This is a genomic window from Streptomyces sp. NPDC055962 (assembly GCF_042270185.1).
Classification (GTDB): Bacteria; Actinomycetota; Actinomycetes; order Streptomycetales; family Streptomycetaceae; genus Streptomyces.
Genome location: NZ_JBHJYN010000005.1, coordinates 451506 through 468608, shown reverse-complemented (window position 1 = coordinate 468608; position 17103 = coordinate 451506). Strand labels below are relative to the sequence as shown.

The following is a 17103-nucleotide window of genomic DNA, read 5'->3' as shown; positions in this document are numbered from 1 at the left end:
TCCGCGCCGCCCGCGTCAGGGGACGGGCAGCACCGGCACGGCCACCTCGCCCGGGACGGCCAGGAAGGAATGCCGTCCGGTCGTCGAGGTGGCCGTGGAGTGGTTCCGGAGGTTCAGGCCAGCCCGAGCGTGCGCAGAACGCGGCGCTGACGCGGTGTCGGGTCGACGGGCCAGTAGAGGTAACAGACCCCGCCCGTCCCTCCCCTGACCGCGCCGCTCGCGTCGTAGCGCTTCGTGCGCAGCCAGATGTTCTCCCACTCGCGCCGCCGGTACACACGGCGCACCGCGTCGTTGGACGGTGAGGCGGGGTCGTTGGCGATGACGTCGCCGTCGGCCGTGAAGCCGATGACCGTCATCAGGTGGCCTGATGTCCCGTAACCCGCCCCGGTCAGCTCGTCCTTGACGAACGACTGGGACGTTATGGCCGGGATGCCCGCGTCGATCAGCTTCTCCAGGTCGGTCAGCGACCCGAGCCGCGTGACCACGGCGTTCATGTCCTTGTAGGTCGCGGCGTAGGCGGCGTTGAAGGGCCAGTTGCCGCACCCGTCGTACTGGTGGTCGAAGGTGTACCGCGCCGCATGGCAGACCTGAGGGTCGTCGATGCCCGGCTTGACCCAGGCGAGGTCCTCGGCGGTGGGCCTGCGCCCCCACGACTCGATGATCATCTGCGAGGAGGTCGGGCTGCACCAGGCCTCGCCGCCGTTGTCGTACTCCGGGTACTGCCCCACATGGACGTTCTGCGAGTAGCGGGGCACGGCCAGCTCCCGGGTGACGCCCGGTGTGGTGGCCGGCACCGTGAAGCGGTCCGGGACGTCCGAGGCCATGGCGCCGATCCGGTGGACCGTCGGGGTGAGGCGGGACCCCGGGGTGCGGTGGAGGGTGAGCCTCAGCCGGTACGACACCAGCCGCAGCCCGCTCGCCGCGTCGTCGAGGGAGAAGGTGTCGGTCCAGATGGTGCTTCTGCCGTCGGTCTGGTCGTCCACCGAGGTGCGGCGGATGTCCGTGTCACCGGAGGCCCAGCGGCCCATCACGTACCAGGGCGTGTCCGTCCCGTCCGAGTAGCTGCCGCGCAGCTCGATCTGGATCCAGGTGCCCTGCGGCGTGTGCGCGTTCCAGGAGGCGATCACCTCGGTGGCGGGTACGGCCGGGCGGTGGACCGGGGAGGTCCAGGTGGCGTACTCCCACGTGCTGGTGGTGCCGGTGTGCGGATCGGCGTAGTCGGTGGTCCCGGCGGGGGCGGAGATCACCAGCCCCGGCCGGCGCCCGGCGACGGCGCGGGTTCCGGCCGAGGAGCCGAAGCGCCAGTCGGTGTACGAGGTCCAGAAGCGGTTGTCCACGAGCGAGGCTGCCGCCGGGGCCGAAGGTGTACGGGTGGGGGCGGCGCTCGCCGGGCCGGCGGAGGCCACGGTGCCCGCCCCGGCCGCTGCCGCGAGCGCGGCGGTGAGCACGGTCCTGCGTGAAGTCGGTCTGGTCATGGGCGAGACCCCCGGTCGTTGAGCGGATTGGGGCTGCGGGTGCCGATCGGTGGGGCAACTATCGCGGGTCGGGAGGGCATCCTGCCAGTGATTCGGCCCGTGCCGCGTGAGCAATATTGGTCTGGTCCACTGGCGTGACCTGCGCGGGACCTTAGAAGCGGGGCAGGAGGGGCAGCGGAACCGCGCTCTCGTAGGGTGGAGCCATGAACGACCTGGCGGACCACGCACGCCGGCTGCGCACCCTGCCCCCGTCCTGCGGCCCGGTGCGGCTGGTCGCGGTCGACGGCCACGCGGGGTCCGGCAAGAGCACCTTCGCCGGCCGCCTGGCCGCCGCGCTCGACGGCGCCCCCGTGCTGCACCTCGACGACCTGGCCACGCACGAGGAGCTCTTCGACTGGACGGACCGCATCCGGGCGCAGGTCCTGGACCCGCTGTCCCGGGGAGAGCCCGCGCGGTACGCCCCGTACGACTGGACGGCCCGGCTCTTCGGCCCGCCGAGGACACTGGACCCCGCCCCCGTGACCCTCGTCGAAGGCGTCGGTGCCGGCCGGGCCGCGGTGCGGCCGTTCCTCGCGGGGCTGCTGTGGATGGAGGGTGACAGCGAGTCCTCGTGGGAACGCGGCAGGCGCCGCGACGGTCCCGGGCTCTCGGAGTTCTGGGACGGCTGGACCGTCGCGGAACGACGGCATTTCGCCGACGACCCCTCAGCTCCTTTCGCCGACGTGGTGGTACGGCAGACACCCACGGGATACGTGTGGCTGGAAGGGCCTCGTCCGACAGCGGGGGCGAGTCGGATCATCACGGACAGTGAAGCGTGAGGGTCCCCATACCGGCCAGTCGGAAAAAGCCCCGGAGGCGCCCCGACCCGGCTTGACCGACGGGCCGTACTGGTTCTACGTTCTCGATGTGCGGCTTTTCGGAGCCCCGGCAGACGCGAAGCCCCCGGTTGTTCCCCCGTGACCGGGGGCTTCGTCCTGCTCTCCCGCACCCCTCGGACCGGGCCCCACTCACCCTCGGTCACCACCGGCGATGCGCCGGTATCGCACTTAACCGCTCACTCCCTGTACAGGTACGATGCGTCTCTGGTGGGGTCAATTCCCGTCCCGGGCGCGGTGATTAGGTACGTCGCGCTGGGCATGCTGTGCGGGCGGGACATTCTGGGGGCACGGTTTGTGGGGGACCTGATGGACATCGGCACGCCGGGCACGCAGGCCCCGGCCGACCTTGCCTGGCTGCGCGGGGTGGACGCCTACACCATGGGCGCGTACCCGCAGGCCGAGGAGGAGTTCAGGACCGCGGTGCGCCTCGATCCCGGGATGGCGGACGGCTGGCTGGGCCTGCACGCGCTGCGGATCGACACCACCACGGCGCTGTTACGCATGTACCGCCACCGCGAGCGCTTCGGCGAGCAGCGCGGACGCCACCGCCGTACGCTCAACTCGTGGTACTGGCTGGGGTGGTGGGTGCAGCCGGTGCTGGAGAGCCCGCGCGACCTGCTTCTCGCGCACGCCTCGCACTGGCTCGACGGCCGTCATGTGCCGGAATTGGACCGGGCGTTGGCAGGTCTGCCGCCGGTCGACGCCGATCCCCAGGTGCGGTTCCTGCACGCCTGCCGCTCCTACCTGGTCAAGGACTGGGACCAGCTCGTGCGCACCACGGAGCAGCTCACCGACGATCCGCTGCTGGGCATCGAGGCGGGGCTCTTCGGCGGCATGGCGCGGGTACGCCTGGAGATGTACGGGCAGGCCGAGCCCCTGCTGTCCGCCGCCCTGATGCGATGTCGCAGCGAGCAGCCCCAGCGCAAGGAGCTCCGCTACTGGCTGGCGCGCGCCCACGAGGGCACCGGACGCAGCGCGGCGGCCCTGCCGCTGTACCGGGCGGTGCACCGGGTGGACCCGGCCTTCATGGACACCTCGGCCCGGCTCGCGGCGATCTCCGAGGGGGACGGCTACGACGAGGCCGCCGATCTCGCCGCGGTCTCGCTGGCCGGCTTCGGTTCGGACGGCACGGGGGCCGAAGCACAGGCCGACGGGGACGTGGCACTGGGCACCGATCTGGCGGACGGCCGCGACCCCTGGCTCGGCGGCGACCCGCAGGTCCTGCCCGGGGCCGTGCTGCCGTCGTCCGGTCCGGTCGGCGACGGTGCACGGGCGAAGCCGGGCGCCCCGCGGGCCGTCGTCTTCCCCGCGGGGCCGAGCGACCCGGAGATGCTCGCGCAGGCCCTGGCCGAGCTCGAACGGATGGTCGGGCTGGAACCGGTGAAGCGCCAGGTCAAGGCCCTGTCGGCACAGCTCAACATGGCGCGCCTGCGGGCGGAGCAGGGACTGCCGGTGCAGCCGCCGAAGCGCCACTTCGTCTTCTCCGGCCCGTCCGGGACGGGCAAGACGACCGTCGCCCGCATCCTCGGCAGGGTGTTCTACGCACTCGGGCTCCTGGGCGGCGACCATCTGGTGGAGGCCCAACGGTCCGATCTGGTCGGCGAGTTCCTCGGGCAGACAGCGGTGAAGGCCAACGAGCTGATCGATTCGGCGCTCGGCGGTGTGCTGTTCGTGGACGAGGCGTACAGCCTCTCCAACTCCGGTTACAGCAAGGGCGACGCGTACGGTGACGAGGCCCTGCAGGTGCTCCTCAAGCGGGCCGAGGACAACAGGGACCATCTGGTCGTCATCCTCGCCGGCTATCCGGAGGGCATGGACCGGCTGCTCTCCACCAACCCGGGGCTGTCCTCACGCTTCACCACGCGCGTCGACTTCCCCAGCTACCGTCCCCTCGAACTCACCGCGATCGGCGGGGTGCTGGCCGCCGAGAACGGCGACGTCTGGGACGAGGAGTCCCTCGACGAGCTGCGCAGCATCAGCGGGCACGTGGTCGGCCAGGGCTGGATCGACGAGCTGGGCAACGGCCGCTTCCTGCGCACCTTGTACGAGAAGAGCTGCGCCTACCGCGATCTGCGGCTGTCCGGCTACGCCGCAGTGCCGACCCGCGACGACCTGGCCACCCTGCGGCTGCCGGACCTGATGCAGGCGTACGGCGAGGTGCTGTCCGGGCGGGGCCCGATGGACCGCGGGACGCAGGAGCCCGGCGCGCTGTGAGACGGCCGCCGCCGGGCAGCCCCCTGTGGGGCTGCCCGGCGGCGGTGGCGACCGGCTCCGGGTGTCAGCCCAGAGGGGCCATGGCCTTCGGCACCTCCACCGTGCGGCGGGGCACCGACACGCGGTGGGCCGGGTCCCGGACCTCGCCCACGAGCATCTCCAGGACGTCCTCCATGGCGACCAGGCCGAGCACCCTGCCCGAGGCGTCTGCGACCTGGGCGAGGTGCGTGGCCGCGCGGCGCATGACCGTCAGCGCGTCGTCCAGAGGAAGCTCCGCCCGCACCGTCGCCATGGGGCGCCAGACCTGCTGGGGAACGGCCCGCTCGCCGTCCTCCAGCTCCAGGACGTCCTTGACGTGCAGATAGCCCATGAAGGCACCGCCGCCCTCCGCACAGACCGGGAAGCGTGAGAAGCCGGTCCGTACGGTCAGCTCCTCGACACGGCGGGGGGTGACGGAGGGGTCCACCGTCACCAGGGACGCCCTGTCCAGCAGCACGTCGGTGACGGGCCTGCTGCCCAGCTCCAGGGCGTCGCCGAGGCGCTCCTGCGCCTCCGGTTCCAGCAGGCCCGCCAGGCCCGCGTCCTCCACCAGCCGGTTGAGCTGCTCACTGGTGAAGACGGCCTCCACCTCGTCCTTCGGCTCGACCTTGAAGAGCCGCAGCACGAAAGCGGCACAGGCCCCGAGCGCCGAGGTGACCGGCCGGCAGAGCCGGGCGAAGCCGACCAGGCCGGGGCTGAGCCATAGCGCGGTCCTCTCCGGGGCGGCCATCGCCAGGTTCTTCGGGACCATCTCGCCGATGACGAGGTGGAGGAAGACCACGGAGACGAGAGCCACGGCGAAGCCGAGCGGGTGGACGAACCCCTCGGGCACATGGGCCGCGTGGAAGACCGGCTCCAGGAGGTGCGCGACGGTCGGTTCGGCGACGGCGCCGAGGGTGAGGGAGCAGATGGTGATGCCGAACTGTGCCGCCGCCATCATCTGCGGCAGGTTCTCCAGGCCGTACAGGACCTGCCTGGCGCGGCTCGACCCGCCCGCCGCGAGGGGTTCGACCTGGCTGCGCCGTACGGAGACGAGCGCGAACTCGGCGCCGACGAAGAAGCCGTTCGCCAGCACGAGGAGACCGGCGAGGGCCAGCTGTACGAGGCTCATCGCACGGCCTCCAGCAGCTCCTGGGTGAGGGGTTCCGCCGGGGAGGCCGGGAGGTCCGCCAGGCGGACGAAGCGGACCTGTTCGGCGCGGTAGTGGCCGACCTGGCGGACGGAGATCCGCCAGCCGGGCAGCTCGGCGCGGTCACCGGGTGCGGGAATGCGCCCGAGCAGGTCGGCGACCAGCCCGGCCACGGTCTCGTACGGGCCCTCGGGCACGTCGAGGCCTATACGGTGCAGGGTGAGCACCCGGGTACTGCCCTCCACGTCCCAGCCGGACCGTCCGTCGTCGGCGACGACGGGGGTCAGCTCGGGGCGGTCGGCGCCCTCCGCGTCGTGCTCGTCCCTGACCTCTCCGACGAGCTCCTCGATGATGTCCTCGAGGGTGACGACGCCGGCGGTGCCGCCGTACTCGTCGACCACCACGGCGATCGGCTGCTCGCTGCGCAGCCGCTGGAGCAGCTGTTCCACGGGCAGGGTCTCCGGCACCAGGAGCGGCGGTACGGCGATACGGCTCACCGGGGTGCGCCGCCGGTCCTCGGAGGGGACGCCCAGGGCGTTCTTCAGGTGGACCATGCCCACGACCTCGTCGATGCGGTCCCGGTAGACGGGAAAGCGCGACAGGCCGGTGGCGCGGGTCAGGTTGAGGACGTCGGCCGCCGTCGCCGACGCCTGCAGCGCGCTGACCTTCACCCGCGGGGTCATGACGTGCTGCGCGGTGAGACCGGCGAGGGACAGGGTCCGCACGAAGAGATCGGCGGTGTCCTGCTCCAGGGTCCCGGCCTCCGCGGAGTGCCGGGCCAGGGAGACCAGCTCACCTGGGGTCCTCGCGGAGGCGAGCTCGTCGGCCGGTTCGACACCCAGCAGCCGCACGAGCCGGTTGGCGACGGTGTTCAGGGCGGTGATCACCGGTCGCAGGAGGGTGGAGAAGCGGTGCTGGGGCCCGGCGACGAACCGTGCGACCTGGAGGGGCCGGGAGACCGCCCAGTTCTTCGGTACGAGCTCGCCGACCACCATCTGCACGGCGGAGGCGAGCAGCATGCCGGTCACGACGCTCACTCCGGGCACGGCCCCGTCGGGCAGCCCGGTGGCGGTGAGAGGTCCGGCGATCAGCTGGGCGAGCGCCGGTTCGGCGAGCATGCCCACGACCAGCGAGGTGATGGTGATGCCGAGCTGGGTGCCGGAGAGCTGGAAGGAGAGTTCGCGCAGGGCCGCGACGACGGTACGGGCCCGGCGGTCGCCGTCGGCGGCCGCACGTTCGGCGTCCGGCCGTTCCACCGTGACGAGCCCGAATTCGGCTGCCACGAAGAACCCGTTGGCGAGGATGAGGAGGAATGCCGCGAGGAGCAGCAACAGGGGGGTGGTCATGCCGCCGCCTCCGGGGAGAGGGCGGCGCAGGTACTACCGGACGATCCGTCCATTGCTGGAGGGAGTCACTCCTTGGGTCGCAGGAAGAGGCCCCGCGGGGCCCGGGGGCCTTCTGGTGCGGGGCGGGGCGCACCCGGTGCGCCGCCGGTCCCAGAATAATCGGGATCCGGCCGAACGGGGCAGGGGGCTCAGCCGTTCTCCGTGGCGTCGTTCACTCCGCTGCCGTGGAGGTCGGTGAGGGCGCGGAGCGCGCGGGCGTCCCGGATCGCCTGCTTCCTGGCGATTCCGGGCTGGATGCCGAGCGCGGGCAGGCTGGTGCCGTCGCTGAGGTCGAGGAAGACCCACGGGTCACCGGCCCGCAGATTGACGCGGAGGATCTCCGCCCACGCGAGCCGCCGGGTGCGGGTGATGTTGACGACCGTGATCCCCGTCTCGTCGGCGGTGATCCGGGGCCTGCTCAGCAGGGCGAGGACGCCGAAGAAGAGCAGGGCCACGAAGACGAAGCTGGCCCGCTCCCCCGGTCCGAGGTTCTCCAGGACCAGTGCGACCGCCGTGATGACGACGAACATCGCCGCCCCCACGGCCAGCAGGACCACTCGGGTGAGGGTGGGCCTGAAGGTGGCCGGGAGAGCGGGGAGTTCGGTCGGGCCGGGCTCGGGCATGGCGGCGGTGACGTCCTCGGGTGTGCTGTGGTCCTGCGGTCAGAGGCGGCAGGCGTGGATGGCCGTGGTGAGGATCGCGCGCGCACCCAGCTCGTACAGGTCGTCCATGATCCGCTGGGCCTCCTTGGAGGCGACCATGGAGCGTACGGCGACCCAGCCCTCGTGGTGCAGGGGGGAGATGGTCGGCGACTCCAGGCCCGGGGTGAGGGCGACCGCGCGCTCCAGGTGCTCGACGCGGCAGTCGTAGTCCATCATCACGTAGGTGCGGGCGACCAGGACGCCCTGGAGGCGGCGCAGGAACTGCTGCACCTTGGCGTCCTCGGCGTCGGCGCCCTTGCGGCGGATCACGACGGCTTCGGAGGTCATGATCGGCTCGCCGATGACCTCGAGCCCGGCGTTGCGCAGGCTGGTGCCCGTCTCGACGACGTCGGCGATGATCTGGGCGACACCGAGCTCGATGGCGGTCTCGACCGCGCCGTCGAGGTGGACGACGGACGCCTTCACGCCGGCCTCGGCGAGGTGGGCCGCGACGATGCCCTCGTACGACGTGGCGATGGTCATCCCGTCGAAGTCCTGCGGGCCGTCGGCCGTGCCGGGCTTCGTGGCGTAGCGGAAGGTCGAGCGCGCGAAACCGAGCTGGAGGATCTCCTCGGCGTCGGCACCCGAGTCCAGCAGCAGGTCGCGGCCGGTGATGCCGATGTCGAGGCGGCCCGAGCTGACGTAGATCGCGATGTCCCGCGGCCTCAGGTAGAAGAACTCCACCTCGTTCGTCGGGTCGACCAGGACGAGTTCCTTGGACTCCTTGCGCTGCTGGTAGCCGGCCTCATGGAGCATCGCCATCGCAGGCCCGGAGAGTGAACCCTTGTTGGGGACGGCGATGCGCAGCATGAAGTCGGGTTTCCTTTGTGCGGAGGGATGTGCGGGAACGTGCGGTGCGTGGCTCAGAGGTGGGCGTAGACGTCGTCGAGGGAGATCCCGCGGGCGACCATCATCACCTGGACGTGGTAGAGCAGCTGCGAGATCTCCTCGGCGGCGGCTTCCTTGCCCTCGTATTCGGCGGCCATCCAGACCTCGGCGGCCTCCTCGACGACCTTCTTGCCGATGGCATGCACGCCCTTGCCCACCAGCTCGGCGGTGCGGGAGGTGGAGGGGTCGCCGTCGGCGGCCTTGAGCTGGAGCTCGGCGAAGAGCTCTTCGAAGGTTTTGTTCGCCATGATGGTCCTTAGAATACGGGGTCCCGGACCGCTGCTCAGCGCCAGGGTTCGCTGACGGTGCGCAGTGTGGCCGCGGTGGCCACGGCCGCGGTGACCGCTTCGTGCCCCTTGTCCTCGTTGGAGCCCTCGAGTCCGGCGCGGTCCAGCGCCTGCTCCTCGTTGTCGCACGTGAGTACGCCGAAGCCCACGGGAACCCCGGTGTCGACCGTGACCTGGGTGAGGCCGTTGGTCACACCCTGGGACACGTATTCGAAGTGGGGGGTGCCGCCGCGGATGATCACTCCGAGGGCCACGATCGCGTCGTAGCCGCGGCCGGCGAGCACCTTGGCCACCACCGGGAGTTCGAAGCTGCCGGGGACCCTGAGCAGCGTCGGCTCGTCGATGCCGAGGTCGCGCAGGGCGCGCAGGGCCCCGTCGACGAGCCCGTCCATGACCTGCTCGTGCCACTGGGCCGCGATCACCGCCACCCGCAGGTCCCCGCAGTTGCGTACGGACAGTTCGGGTGCGCCCTTGCCGCTCATGTCTCTCCTGTGTGTGGTGTTCGGTGCTTACTGGTTGCCGCAGGCGGACGCCGTGGCGTCCAGCCAGGGCAGGTCGTGGCCCATCCGGTCGCGCTTGGTGCGCAGGTACCGGAGGTTGTGCTCGCCGGCCTGCACGGGCATGGGCTCGCGCCCGGTGACCTCGAGCCCGTGGCGTACGAGCGCGGCCGTCTTGTCGGGGTTGTTGGTCATCAGCCGCAGGGTGCGCACCCCGAGGTCGCTCAGGATCCGGGCGCCCGCAGCGTAGTCCCTGGCGTCGGCCGGGAGGCCGAGTTCGAGGTTGGCGTCGAGGGTGTCGGAGCCGCGCTCCTGGAGTTCGTACGCGCGCAGCTTGGACAGCAGTCCGATGCCGCGGCCCTCGTGGCCGCGCAGGTAGACGACGACCCCGCGGCCCTCGGCCGTGACACGCTCCATCGAGGCGTGCAGCTGCGGACCGCAGTCGCAGCGCTGCGACTGGAAGATGTCGCCGGTCAGGCATTCGGAGTGGACCCGGACGAGGACGTCCTGGCCGTCACCGATGTCGCCGTGGACGAGCGCCACGTGCTCGACGCCGTCGACGGTGGAGCGGTAGCCGTACGCGGTGAACGCGCCGAAGGTGGTGGGCAGCCGGACCTCGGCCTCGCGCCGCACCGTGGGCTCGGAGCTGCGGCGGTAGGCGATCAGGTCCTCGATGGAGATGATCGTGAGGCCGTGCTTGCGGGCGAACGGGACGAGTTCGGGCAGCCGCAGCATCACCCCGTCCTCGCCGGCGATCTCGACGATGGCGCCCGCGGGGCGCAGTCCGGCGAGCCTGGCCAGGTCGACGGCCGCCTCGGTGTGGCCGTTGCGGACGAGGACACCGCCGGTCCGGGCGCGGAGCGGGAAGACGTGGCCGGGGCGCACGAAGTCGCCGGGGCCCGCCGTGCCGCCCGCGAGCAGCCGGAGCGTGGCGGCCCGGTCGGCCGCGGAGATCCCGGTGGTCACGCCGTGCTCCGCGGAGGCGTCCACGGAGACCGTGAAGGCGGTCTGCATGGACTCGGTGTTGTGCGTGACCATCTGCGGGAGGTCGAGGCGTTCCAGCTCGTCGTTCTCCATGGGCGCGCAGATCAGGCCGCGGCACTCGCTCATCATGAAGGCGATGATCTCGGGGGTCGCCTTCTCGGCGGCGATGACGAGGTCGCCCTCGTTCTCCCGGTCCTCGTCGTCGACGACCACGACGGGCCGCCCGGCGGCGATGTCGCGGATCGCCTGCTCGACGGGGTCGAGCGAGAGGTCTTCGAGGGTCCGGTCGTGCAACCAGGTGGGCTGGGCAGTCATGCCGTGGCTCCTTCCAGAGCGGGTGTCCGCGTACGCAGCCACCAGTCGCGCATGCCCCACAGGACGAGGGCCCCGTAGACGACGTAGATGAGACCGGAGAAGGCGAGTCCGCTGTGGAAGTTGAGCGGTACGCCGACGAGGTCGACGAGCAGCCAGGCGAACCAGAACTCGACCATGCCGCGCGCCTGGGCGATCATCGCGACGAGGGTGCCGGCGAAGATGTAGGCGTCGGCCCAGGGGCTCCAGGAGAGCGACGGGAAGGCCGTGAACAGCCCGCCGACGGCGAGCGTGCCGAGGGCGGCGCCGCCCACCAGGTACCCGCGCTCGCGCCAGGTGGCGAAGCGCACGGCGAGGGTGCCGTCCTGCGCCTGCTGCCGGCCGCGGGTCCACTGCTGCCAGCCCCAGACGGCGACGGCGATGACGATCAGCTGCTTGCCGACGCTGCCCGCCTGCTGCACGGAGACGTTGGCGGCGACGAGGACCACGCCGGACAGGAGCTGGGCGGGCCAGGTCCACACCGAGCGGAGCCAGCCGAGGGCGAGGGCGATCAGGCCGATCGTGTTGCCGATCATGTCCGACCAGATGATGTGCTGCCCGAAGGCGGTGAACGCCTCCGAGTTCAGCCAGTCCAGGGCGTTCATGCGACCGGCTCCCCGGACGCCGGCACGGTGCCGTGGGCGAGCAGCCGTTCGACGTACTTGGCGAGGACGTCCACCTCGAGGTTGACCGGGTCGCCGGGCTCCTTGAGGCCGAGCGTGGTCAGCGCGAGGGTCGTGGGGATGAGGCTGATCGTGAAGAAGTCGGGCCCGGCGTCGACGACGGTCAGACTCACCCCGTCGACGGTGATCGAGCCCTTCTCCACGACGTAGCGGGTCAGGCCGGCGGGAAGGGAGACCGTGACGAGCTCCCAGTTCTCGGAGACCTTGCGCTCGACGATGTGACCGGTGCCGTCCACGTGACCCTGGACGATGTGACCGCCGAGGCGGCCGCCGAGCGCCATGGGGCGTTCCAGGTTGACGCGGGAGCCGGCCACGAGCGCGCCCAGGCTGGAGCGGTCCAGCGTCTCGGCCATGACGTCGGCGGTGAACTCGTCCTCCCCGAGGTCCACGACGGTGAGGCAGACGCCGTTGACGGCGATGGAGTCGCCGTGTTTGGCGCCCTCGGTCACCACGGGGCCGCGCAGTCGGAAGCGGGAGGCGTCGTCGAGCTTCTCGACGGCCGTGACCTCACCCAGTTCTTCGACGATTCCGGTGAACACTCAGTTTCCCTTCCGAGCAGGAACAGGGACGGCGGTGATGCGCAGATCGGGGCCGATGCGGACGGTCTCGGTCACATCGAGGCGCAACGCCTGGGAGATGGTGGAGATTCCGGCGTCGGCGAGGGCCGCGGGGCCCGCGCCGAGGAGGACCGGAGCGAGATAGCCGACGACGGTGTCGACCGCTCCCGCGGCGACGAAGGAGCCGGCCAGGACCGGCCCTCCTTCGAGGAGTACGGAGCGGATGCCGCGCTCGTGGAGGGCGGCGAGCAGCGCCTGGACGTCCAGGCCGGGACCGGTCGCGGCGCGCGGCAGGCGCAGGACCGCCTCCGCGGGGAGGTGGCCGGTATCGGCGTCGCCGGCCACCGCGACCAGGGTGGGCGCCGTCGCGTCGAGGACCCGGGATCCGGGCCGTACGGCGGTGGCGCCGGTGTCGACGACCACCCGCAGCGGCTGCGTGGCGCCCCCGATGCCGCGCGCGCCCAGCTGGGGGTCGTCGGCGCGGGCGGTGCCGGAGCCGACCACGACGGCGTCGGCCTCGGCGCGCAGCCGGTGGACGTCGGCGCGGGCCTCCGGGGAGGTGATCCAGCGGCTGGTGGCGTCGGCAGCGGCGATCCGGCCGTCGAGGGTGGCGGCGTACTTCCACAGGACGTACGGGCGGCCGAGGCGGACGGAGGTGAGCCACGCGGTGTTGCCGGCCTCCGCCTCGTCGGCGAGGAGGCCCTGCTCCACCTGGACACCGGCGGCACGGAGCGTGTCCGCACCGCCCGTGGCCTGCGGGTTCGGGTCGGCCACCGCGTACAGGACCCGGCTGACCCCGGCCTCGATGAGGGCCTGGGCGCAGGGACCGGTGCGTCCGGTGTGGTTGCAGGGTTCGAGGGTGACGAGGGCGGTGCCGCCCCGGGCACGTCCGCCGGCCTCGCGCAGGGCGTGGATCTCGGCGTGGGGCCCGCCGGCGCGCTGGTGGAAGCCCTCGCCGGCCTGTTCGCCGGCGGCGTCGAGAATGACGCAGCCGACGACGGGGTTGGGACTGGTGGCGCCGAGTCCGCGCGCCGCGAGCGCGATCGCACGCCGCATGGCGGTTCGTGTCGCTGCGGTTGCCACCGGGTCCTCCTGCCTCTTCGGGCACGGACTCCGGGGCCTGTCGATGACGACAGAGAGAGCGGAACGCAACAGGGGAACGCCGGGAACCGGAAGACGGATGTGACCGTCCCGGGACACCCCGGAACGCATCCGCCTACGGCGGCGTACCTGTGACGGCCCGCCGCGCACTGCCTCCCATCCGGACTTTCACCGTCGGTCCAGGAATCTCACCTGGTCAACCGGCCGCTGGATGCGGACGGGTCGCGGACTATAACCGCCGGTTCGGAATTACACCGACCCCGGAGTGCGCTGCTGCTGGTACAGGACTCATTGTGCCACGGCCGGGACCGGGCCGAACGGGTGATGTCTGTGGGACGCCTCACAAACCGAGGAGAGACCCCCCCCGGACAGCGCCTCTCCTGAATGGTCCATACCTATTGACTCAATGGTCTAGTCCTCTTAATCTCTGCGTCACCTCCGAGGAACGCCGTCCGGGTGTGCGCACACCCGGGCACCGCGCAACCAACCCCTTTTCGCCAGTTGTGTTCTGCCGACCTCCCCAGGAGGAACAACACATGCTGTCCCCCACCCGCGCGAGAGCCGCCCTGATGGCCGCCGGCGCCGCCGGCGCCCTGCTGCTGGGCTCTCTCACCGCGTCCCCGTCGGCCGCAGCCGACCAGGAGTCCTGCCGGCCCGACGGTCTCTACGAGACCCCGGGCGTCGCCGTGCCCTACTGCTCCGTCTACGACACCGAAGGCCGCGAGAAGATGGGCGCCGACCACCAGCGGCGCGTCATCGGGTACTTCACGAACTGGCGTACCGGCAAGGACGGAAAGCCCGCCTACCTCGCCTCGGACATCCCCTGGGACAAGGTCACCCACCTGAACTACGCCTTCGCGCACGTCGACGGCGCCAACAAGATCTCCGTGGGCACGGACGGCCCCGAGAACGCGTCCACCGGGATGACCTGGCCGGGCGTGGCGGGGGCGGAGATGGACCCCGCCCTCCCCTACAAGGGCCACTTCAACCTGCTCAACAAGTTCAAGAAGCAGCACCCTGCCGTGAAGACCCTGGTCTCCGTGGGCGGCTGGGCCGAGACCGGCGGCTACTTCGACGACAAGGGCGCCCGGGTGGACTCCGGCGGCTTCTACTCGATGACCACGAACGCCGACGGCTCGGTGAACCAGGCCGGCATCAACACCTTCGCGGACTCCACCGTCGCCTTCATCAAGAAGTACGGCTTCAACGGCGTCGACATCGACTACGAGTACCCGACGACGATGAAGGACGCGGGCAACCCGCTGGACCACACCCTGGCGAACGCCCGCCGCGCCGGTCTCGTCAAGAGCTACGCCGCCCTGATGAAGACCCTGCGCGAGAAGCTCGACCGCGCGTCGGCCGCCGACGGCACGCACTACCTGCTGACGGTCGCGGCTCCCTCCTCCGGCTACCTGCTGCGCGGGATGGAGACCTTCCAGGTCCAGAAGTACCTGGACTACGTCAACATCATGTCCTACGACCTGCACGGCGCCTGGAACGAGTACGTCGGCCCCAACGCCTCGCTCTTCGACGACGGCAAGGACGCCGAACTGGCGCAGGCCGGTGTCTACTCGACCTCCCAGTACGGGGGCGTCGGCTATCTCAACACGGACTGGGCGTACCACTACTTCCGCGGGTCCATGCCGGCCGGCCGGATCAACATCGGGCTGCCGTACTACACCCGCGGCTTCAAGAACGTGCAGGGCGGCACGAACGGCCTGTGGGGCAAGGCCGCGACGACGGACTGCCCGGCGGGCGCGGGTCTGACCAAGTGCGGTGACGGCGCGGTCGGCATCGACAACCTCTGGCACGACCTGGACACCAACGGCAAGGAGTCCCCGGCAGGCTCCAACCCGATGTGGCACGCGAAGAACCTGGAGAAGGGCGTGGTCGGCGACTACGTCACGCAGTTCGGAATCCCCGCGTCGACCAAGCTGACCGGCACCTACGTCCGCAACTACGACTCCACGCTCGTCGCCCCCTGGCTGTGGAACGCCCAGAAGAAGGTGTTCCTCTCCACCGAGGACGAGCAGTCGGTGGCCGCCAAGGCCGACTACGTCGTCGACAAGGGCATCGGCGGCACGATGATCTGGGAGCTCGCGGGCGACTACGCCTGGAACGCCGCCAAGGGCCAGTACGAGCCGGGGTCCACGCTGACCTCGTCGCTCTACGACACCTTCAAGTCGGCCTCGCCGTACGGCGCCAAGAGGTCCACCGTCGCCCTCCCCTCCCAGGCCCTCGACATCGACGTGTCGTTCGACCAGTTCCCGCTGGGTGACTCGAACTACCCGATCAGCCCGAAGCTGAAGATCACCAACAACACGACGGCGACCCTGCCGGGCGGCACGGAGTTCCAGTTCGACTACTCCACCTCCGCGCCCGCCAACGCCAAGGACCAGTCCGGCTTCGGCACGAAGATCGTGCGCAGCGACCACACCGCGGCGAACAACGTGGGCGGACTGAAGGGCGACTACAACCGCGTCTCGCTGAAGCTGCCCTCCTGGCAGACCCTGGCCCCGGGAGCCTCCGTACAGCTGGACTTCGTCTACTACCTCCCGACGTCGACCCCGTCCAACTGGACCGTGACCTTCGGCGGATCCACGTACGCCCTCGCCGGCGACCTGGCCCGCGGCACCACCGTGGTCCAGCCGGGGACGGGGAGCACACCGACCCCGACCCCCACCCCGACGCCTACCCCGACCTCGGGGCCGGGCGGCGGCAGCTGCTCCGCGACGGCGTGGAGCGCCACGGCGGAGTACGGGGGCGGCACGACGGTGAGCCACGCCTCGCACACCTGGAAGGCCCGGTGGTGGACCAAGGGCGAGACCCCCGGCACCACCGGTGAGTGGGGCGTCTGGCAGGACCTCGGGGCCTGCTGATCCGCTCCCGCACCACAACCGCCCCGCGGTGACCGGCAGGACGCCGGTCACCGCGGGGCTCGCACGTGCCGGGGCGGGCGCCCCGGCCGGACGGGGCGTCCCACCTGGACTTCGGCGCAGGACCGGCGCCCACCCTGCTGCGGCCACCGTCTCGGCGCCGCTCAGCCGACGCGCTTCCACTCCTGGCAACGGGTGGACGTGAAGACCTCGCCCTTGTCGACGGTGCCCCGGCCGCTTCCGTCCAGGTTGCCGTTGGCGATGATCGCGTCGAACTCGCCGCTGGCGTTGCTCGCCCGCTCCCAGTAGCACCCGAAGCCCCCATCGGATCCCGCGGTCTTGCAAGTCCCCGCCTTCATGTCCTCCCCCACCAGGTACTCGCCGTCCCCTTCGACCGTGGTCGGCGGACCCTTGGGCTTGGGCGGCGGAGCCGTGACGGTCGCAGCCTTCGTCACGGTGACCTTCGGCGCCGGCACCTCGACCTCCTTGGTGACGGTCTTGGTGACAGTCACCTTCGGGGCGGGGCCTGAGGAGTCCGTGGCCTGGGCCTGGTCGTCCGAGATGCCGATCCCGACGCCGAGGAACAGAGCGACGAGACCGACGGCTCCGTGGGTGAGCCACTTCCTTCCCTGCGACGGCTGCGCGGGCGGGTGCGTGAACCCGCCCGGGTACGGACCGTGTGGCGGCGGGGCGGGCCGCGTCGGGTACGCGCCGAAGGTGGAGGCGCTGACGGGACGGGGTGTGCCGGGCTGCTGCGGGTTGTCGGAAATTCAGCCTGCGGGCTCCTGATCGTCGCGATCGGGCGTCGGTGGTTGCGGCGATGCCATTCACTGCCCCCGGATGCGCCGTCCCGCCTCCTCACCCGGGTAGAGCACCGCGTCGGCGACACGGCCGCCGGAATCCTTCACGCCGCCACTGAAGTTGAGCCGGCCGGTGGCCCCGGCCTTCGCGGCCACGCCGTCCCAGTAGCGCGCCTCCCGCTCCCACTGGATGTCGGCGAGGAGCCGCTGCAGCGCGTCCGTGCTCAGCGCGTTCGCCGGGTCCGCCCAGGGCGTCGT

General features: G+C 71.3%; 16 protein-coding genes and 1 riboswitch. Of the genes, 3 read left to right on the top strand and 13 right to left on the bottom strand.

What is annotated here, in order from left to right; all coding sequences use genetic code 11:
* Positions 1-113: 113 nt before the first annotated feature.
* Positions 114-1475, bottom strand: a complete 1362-nt coding sequence (locus tag ACFC51_RS18280; RefSeq protein WP_376529579.1) for a peptidase C39 family protein — start codon at positions 1473-1475, stop codon at positions 114-116.
* A 203-nt stretch (positions 1476-1678) separates the two neighbouring features.
* Between ACFC51_RS18280 and ACFC51_RS18275 the strand changes: the two genes are divergently transcribed.
* Together ACFC51_RS18275 and ACFC51_RS18270 are read left to right on the top strand one after the other, a co-directional pair.
* The gene (locus tag ACFC51_RS18275) at positions 1679-2293 is read left to right on the top strand and encodes a uridine kinase (protein WP_376529577.1); all 615 of its coding nucleotides are present in this window, start codon (positions 1679-1681) and stop codon (positions 2291-2293) included.
* Positions 2294-2611: 318 nt separating this feature from the next.
* The gene (locus tag ACFC51_RS18270; protein ID WP_376529678.1) at positions 2612-4567 is read left to right on the top strand and encodes an AAA family ATPase; all 1956 of its coding nucleotides are present in this window, start codon (positions 2612-2614) and stop codon (positions 4565-4567) included.
* Between the two features lie 64 nt (positions 4568-4631).
* Here the strand turns inward: ACFC51_RS18270 and ACFC51_RS18265 are convergent, their stop codons facing one another.
* The 10 genes from ACFC51_RS18265 to ribD all read right to left on the bottom strand — a co-directional run bounded on the left by ACFC51_RS18265 (position 4632) and on the right by ribD (position 13151).
* Complete coding sequence (locus tag ACFC51_RS18265; RefSeq protein ID WP_376380588.1) at positions 4632-5717, bottom strand: hemolysin family protein; 1086 nt, start codon at positions 5715-5717, stop codon at positions 4632-4634.
* Positions 5714-7081, bottom strand: a complete 1368-nt coding sequence (locus tag ACFC51_RS18260; protein WP_376380591.1) for a hemolysin family protein — start codon at positions 7079-7081, stop codon at positions 5714-5716. Before ACFC51_RS18260 ends, ACFC51_RS18265 begins: the two co-directional genes overlap by 4 nt.
* Before the next feature lie 188 nt (positions 7082-7269).
* A complete protein-coding gene (locus ACFC51_RS18255; RefSeq protein WP_376380594.1) occupies positions 7270-7743 on the bottom strand; it encodes a PH domain-containing protein in 474 nt (157 codons plus the stop codon).
* A gap of 39 nt (positions 7744-7782) precedes the next feature.
* Positions 7783-8631: an ATP phosphoribosyltransferase gene (gene hisG / locus ACFC51_RS18250; RefSeq protein ID WP_376380597.1), complete on the bottom strand. Its 849-nt coding sequence runs from the start codon at positions 8629-8631 to the stop codon at positions 7783-7785.
* Between the two features lie 53 nt (positions 8632-8684).
* Positions 8685-8957 carry a phosphoribosyl-ATP diphosphatase gene (locus ACFC51_RS18245; RefSeq protein ID WP_014157415.1) on the bottom strand — a complete coding sequence of 91 codons (273 nt, stop codon included), beginning with the start codon at positions 8955-8957 and terminating at the stop codon, positions 8685-8687.
* A gap of 35 nt (positions 8958-8992) precedes the next feature.
* Entirely contained in the window at positions 8993-9478 is a 486-nt protein-coding gene (gene ribH / locus ACFC51_RS18240) for a 6,7-dimethyl-8-ribityllumazine synthase (protein ID WP_033304266.1), read from the bottom strand.
* Between the two features lie 27 nt (positions 9479-9505).
* Positions 9506-10792, bottom strand: a complete 1287-nt coding sequence (locus ACFC51_RS18235; RefSeq protein ID WP_376380601.1) for a bifunctional 3,4-dihydroxy-2-butanone-4-phosphate synthase/GTP cyclohydrolase II — start codon at positions 10790-10792, stop codon at positions 9506-9508.
* Entirely contained in the window at positions 10789-11433 is a 645-nt protein-coding gene (locus ACFC51_RS18230) for a nicotinamide riboside transporter PnuC (RefSeq protein ID WP_376380604.1), read from the bottom strand. The genes ACFC51_RS18235 and ACFC51_RS18230 overlap by 4 nt, the downstream gene beginning before the upstream one ends.
* Entirely contained in the window at positions 11430-12050 is a 621-nt protein-coding gene (locus ACFC51_RS18225; protein ID WP_376529575.1) for a riboflavin synthase, read from the bottom strand. The genes ACFC51_RS18230 and ACFC51_RS18225 overlap by 4 nt, the downstream gene beginning before the upstream one ends.
* The gene (gene ribD / locus ACFC51_RS18220; RefSeq protein ID WP_376529573.1) at positions 12051-13151 is read right to left on the bottom strand and encodes a bifunctional diaminohydroxyphosphoribosylaminopyrimidine deaminase/5-amino-6-(5-phosphoribosylamino)uracil reductase RibD; all 1101 of its coding nucleotides are present in this window, start codon (positions 13149-13151) and stop codon (positions 12051-12053) included.
* Between the two features lie 160 nt (positions 13152-13311).
* A riboswitch (FMN riboswitch) is annotated at positions 13312-13442 on the bottom strand.
* A gap of 263 nt (positions 13443-13705) precedes the next feature.
* On the opposite strand from ribD, the gene ACFC51_RS18215 reads away from it, so the two are divergent.
* Positions 13706-16048 carry a chitinase C-terminal domain-containing protein gene (locus ACFC51_RS18215; protein WP_376529571.1) on the top strand — a complete coding sequence of 781 codons (2343 nt, stop codon included), beginning with the start codon at positions 13706-13708 and terminating at the stop codon, positions 16046-16048.
* Between the two features lie 161 nt (positions 16049-16209).
* On the opposite strand, the gene ACFC51_RS18210 is transcribed toward ACFC51_RS18215, so the two are convergent.
* Both ACFC51_RS18210 and ACFC51_RS18205 read right to left on the bottom strand, forming a co-directional pair.
* Positions 16210-16557 (bottom strand): hypothetical protein, encoded by a 348-nt coding sequence (locus ACFC51_RS18210; protein ID WP_376529568.1) that lies wholly within the window; start codon positions 16555-16557, stop codon positions 16210-16212.
* Between the two features lie 315 nt (positions 16558-16872).
* On the bottom strand, positions 16873-17001 hold the full coding sequence (locus ACFC51_RS18205; protein ID WP_376529565.1) for a hypothetical protein: 129 nt from the start codon (positions 16999-17001) through the stop codon (positions 16873-16875).
* Positions 17002-17103: the final 102 nt, after the last annotated feature.

Bases quoted from the DNA above. Each gene is read 5' to 3' on its own strand.
- ACFC51_RS18280 (WP_376529579.1), bottom strand. From the start codon at position 1,475: ATGACCAGACCGACTTCACGCAGGACCGTGCTCACCGCCGCGCTCGCG.
- ACFC51_RS18275 (WP_376529577.1), top strand. From the start codon at position 1,679: ATGAACGACCTGGCGGACCACGCACGCCGGCTGCGCACCCTGCCCCCG.
- ACFC51_RS18270 (WP_376529678.1), top strand. From the start codon at position 2,612: ATGCTGTGCGGGCGGGACATTCTGGGGGCACGGTTTGTGGGGGACCTG.
- ACFC51_RS18265 (WP_376380588.1), bottom strand. From the start codon at position 5,717: ATGAGCCTCGTACAGCTGGCCCTCGCCGGTCTCCTCGTGCTGGCGAAC.
- ACFC51_RS18260 (WP_376380591.1), bottom strand. From the start codon at position 7,081: ATGACCACCCCCCTGTTGCTGCTCCTCGCGGCATTCCTCCTCATCCTC.
- ACFC51_RS18255 (WP_376380594.1), bottom strand. From the start codon at position 7,743: ATGCCCGAGCCCGGCCCGACCGAACTCCCCGCTCTCCCGGCCACCTTC.
- hisG (WP_376380597.1), bottom strand. From the start codon at position 8,631: ATGCTGCGCATCGCCGTCCCCAACAAGGGTTCACTCTCCGGGCCTGCG.
- ACFC51_RS18245 (WP_014157415.1), bottom strand. From the start codon at position 8,957: ATGGCGAACAAAACCTTCGAAGAGCTCTTCGCCGAGCTCCAGCTCAAG.
- ribH (WP_033304266.1), bottom strand. From the start codon at position 9,478: ATGAGCGGCAAGGGCGCACCCGAACTGTCCGTACGCAACTGCGGGGAC.
- ACFC51_RS18235 (WP_376380601.1), bottom strand. From the start codon at position 10,792: ATGACTGCCCAGCCCACCTGGTTGCACGACCGGACCCTCGAAGACCTC.
- ACFC51_RS18230 (WP_376380604.1), bottom strand. From the start codon at position 11,433: ATGAACGCCCTGGACTGGCTGAACTCGGAGGCGTTCACCGCCTTCGGG.
- ACFC51_RS18215 (WP_376529571.1), top strand. From the start codon at position 13,706: ATGCTGTCCCCCACCCGCGCGAGAGCCGCCCTGATGGCCGCCGGCGCC.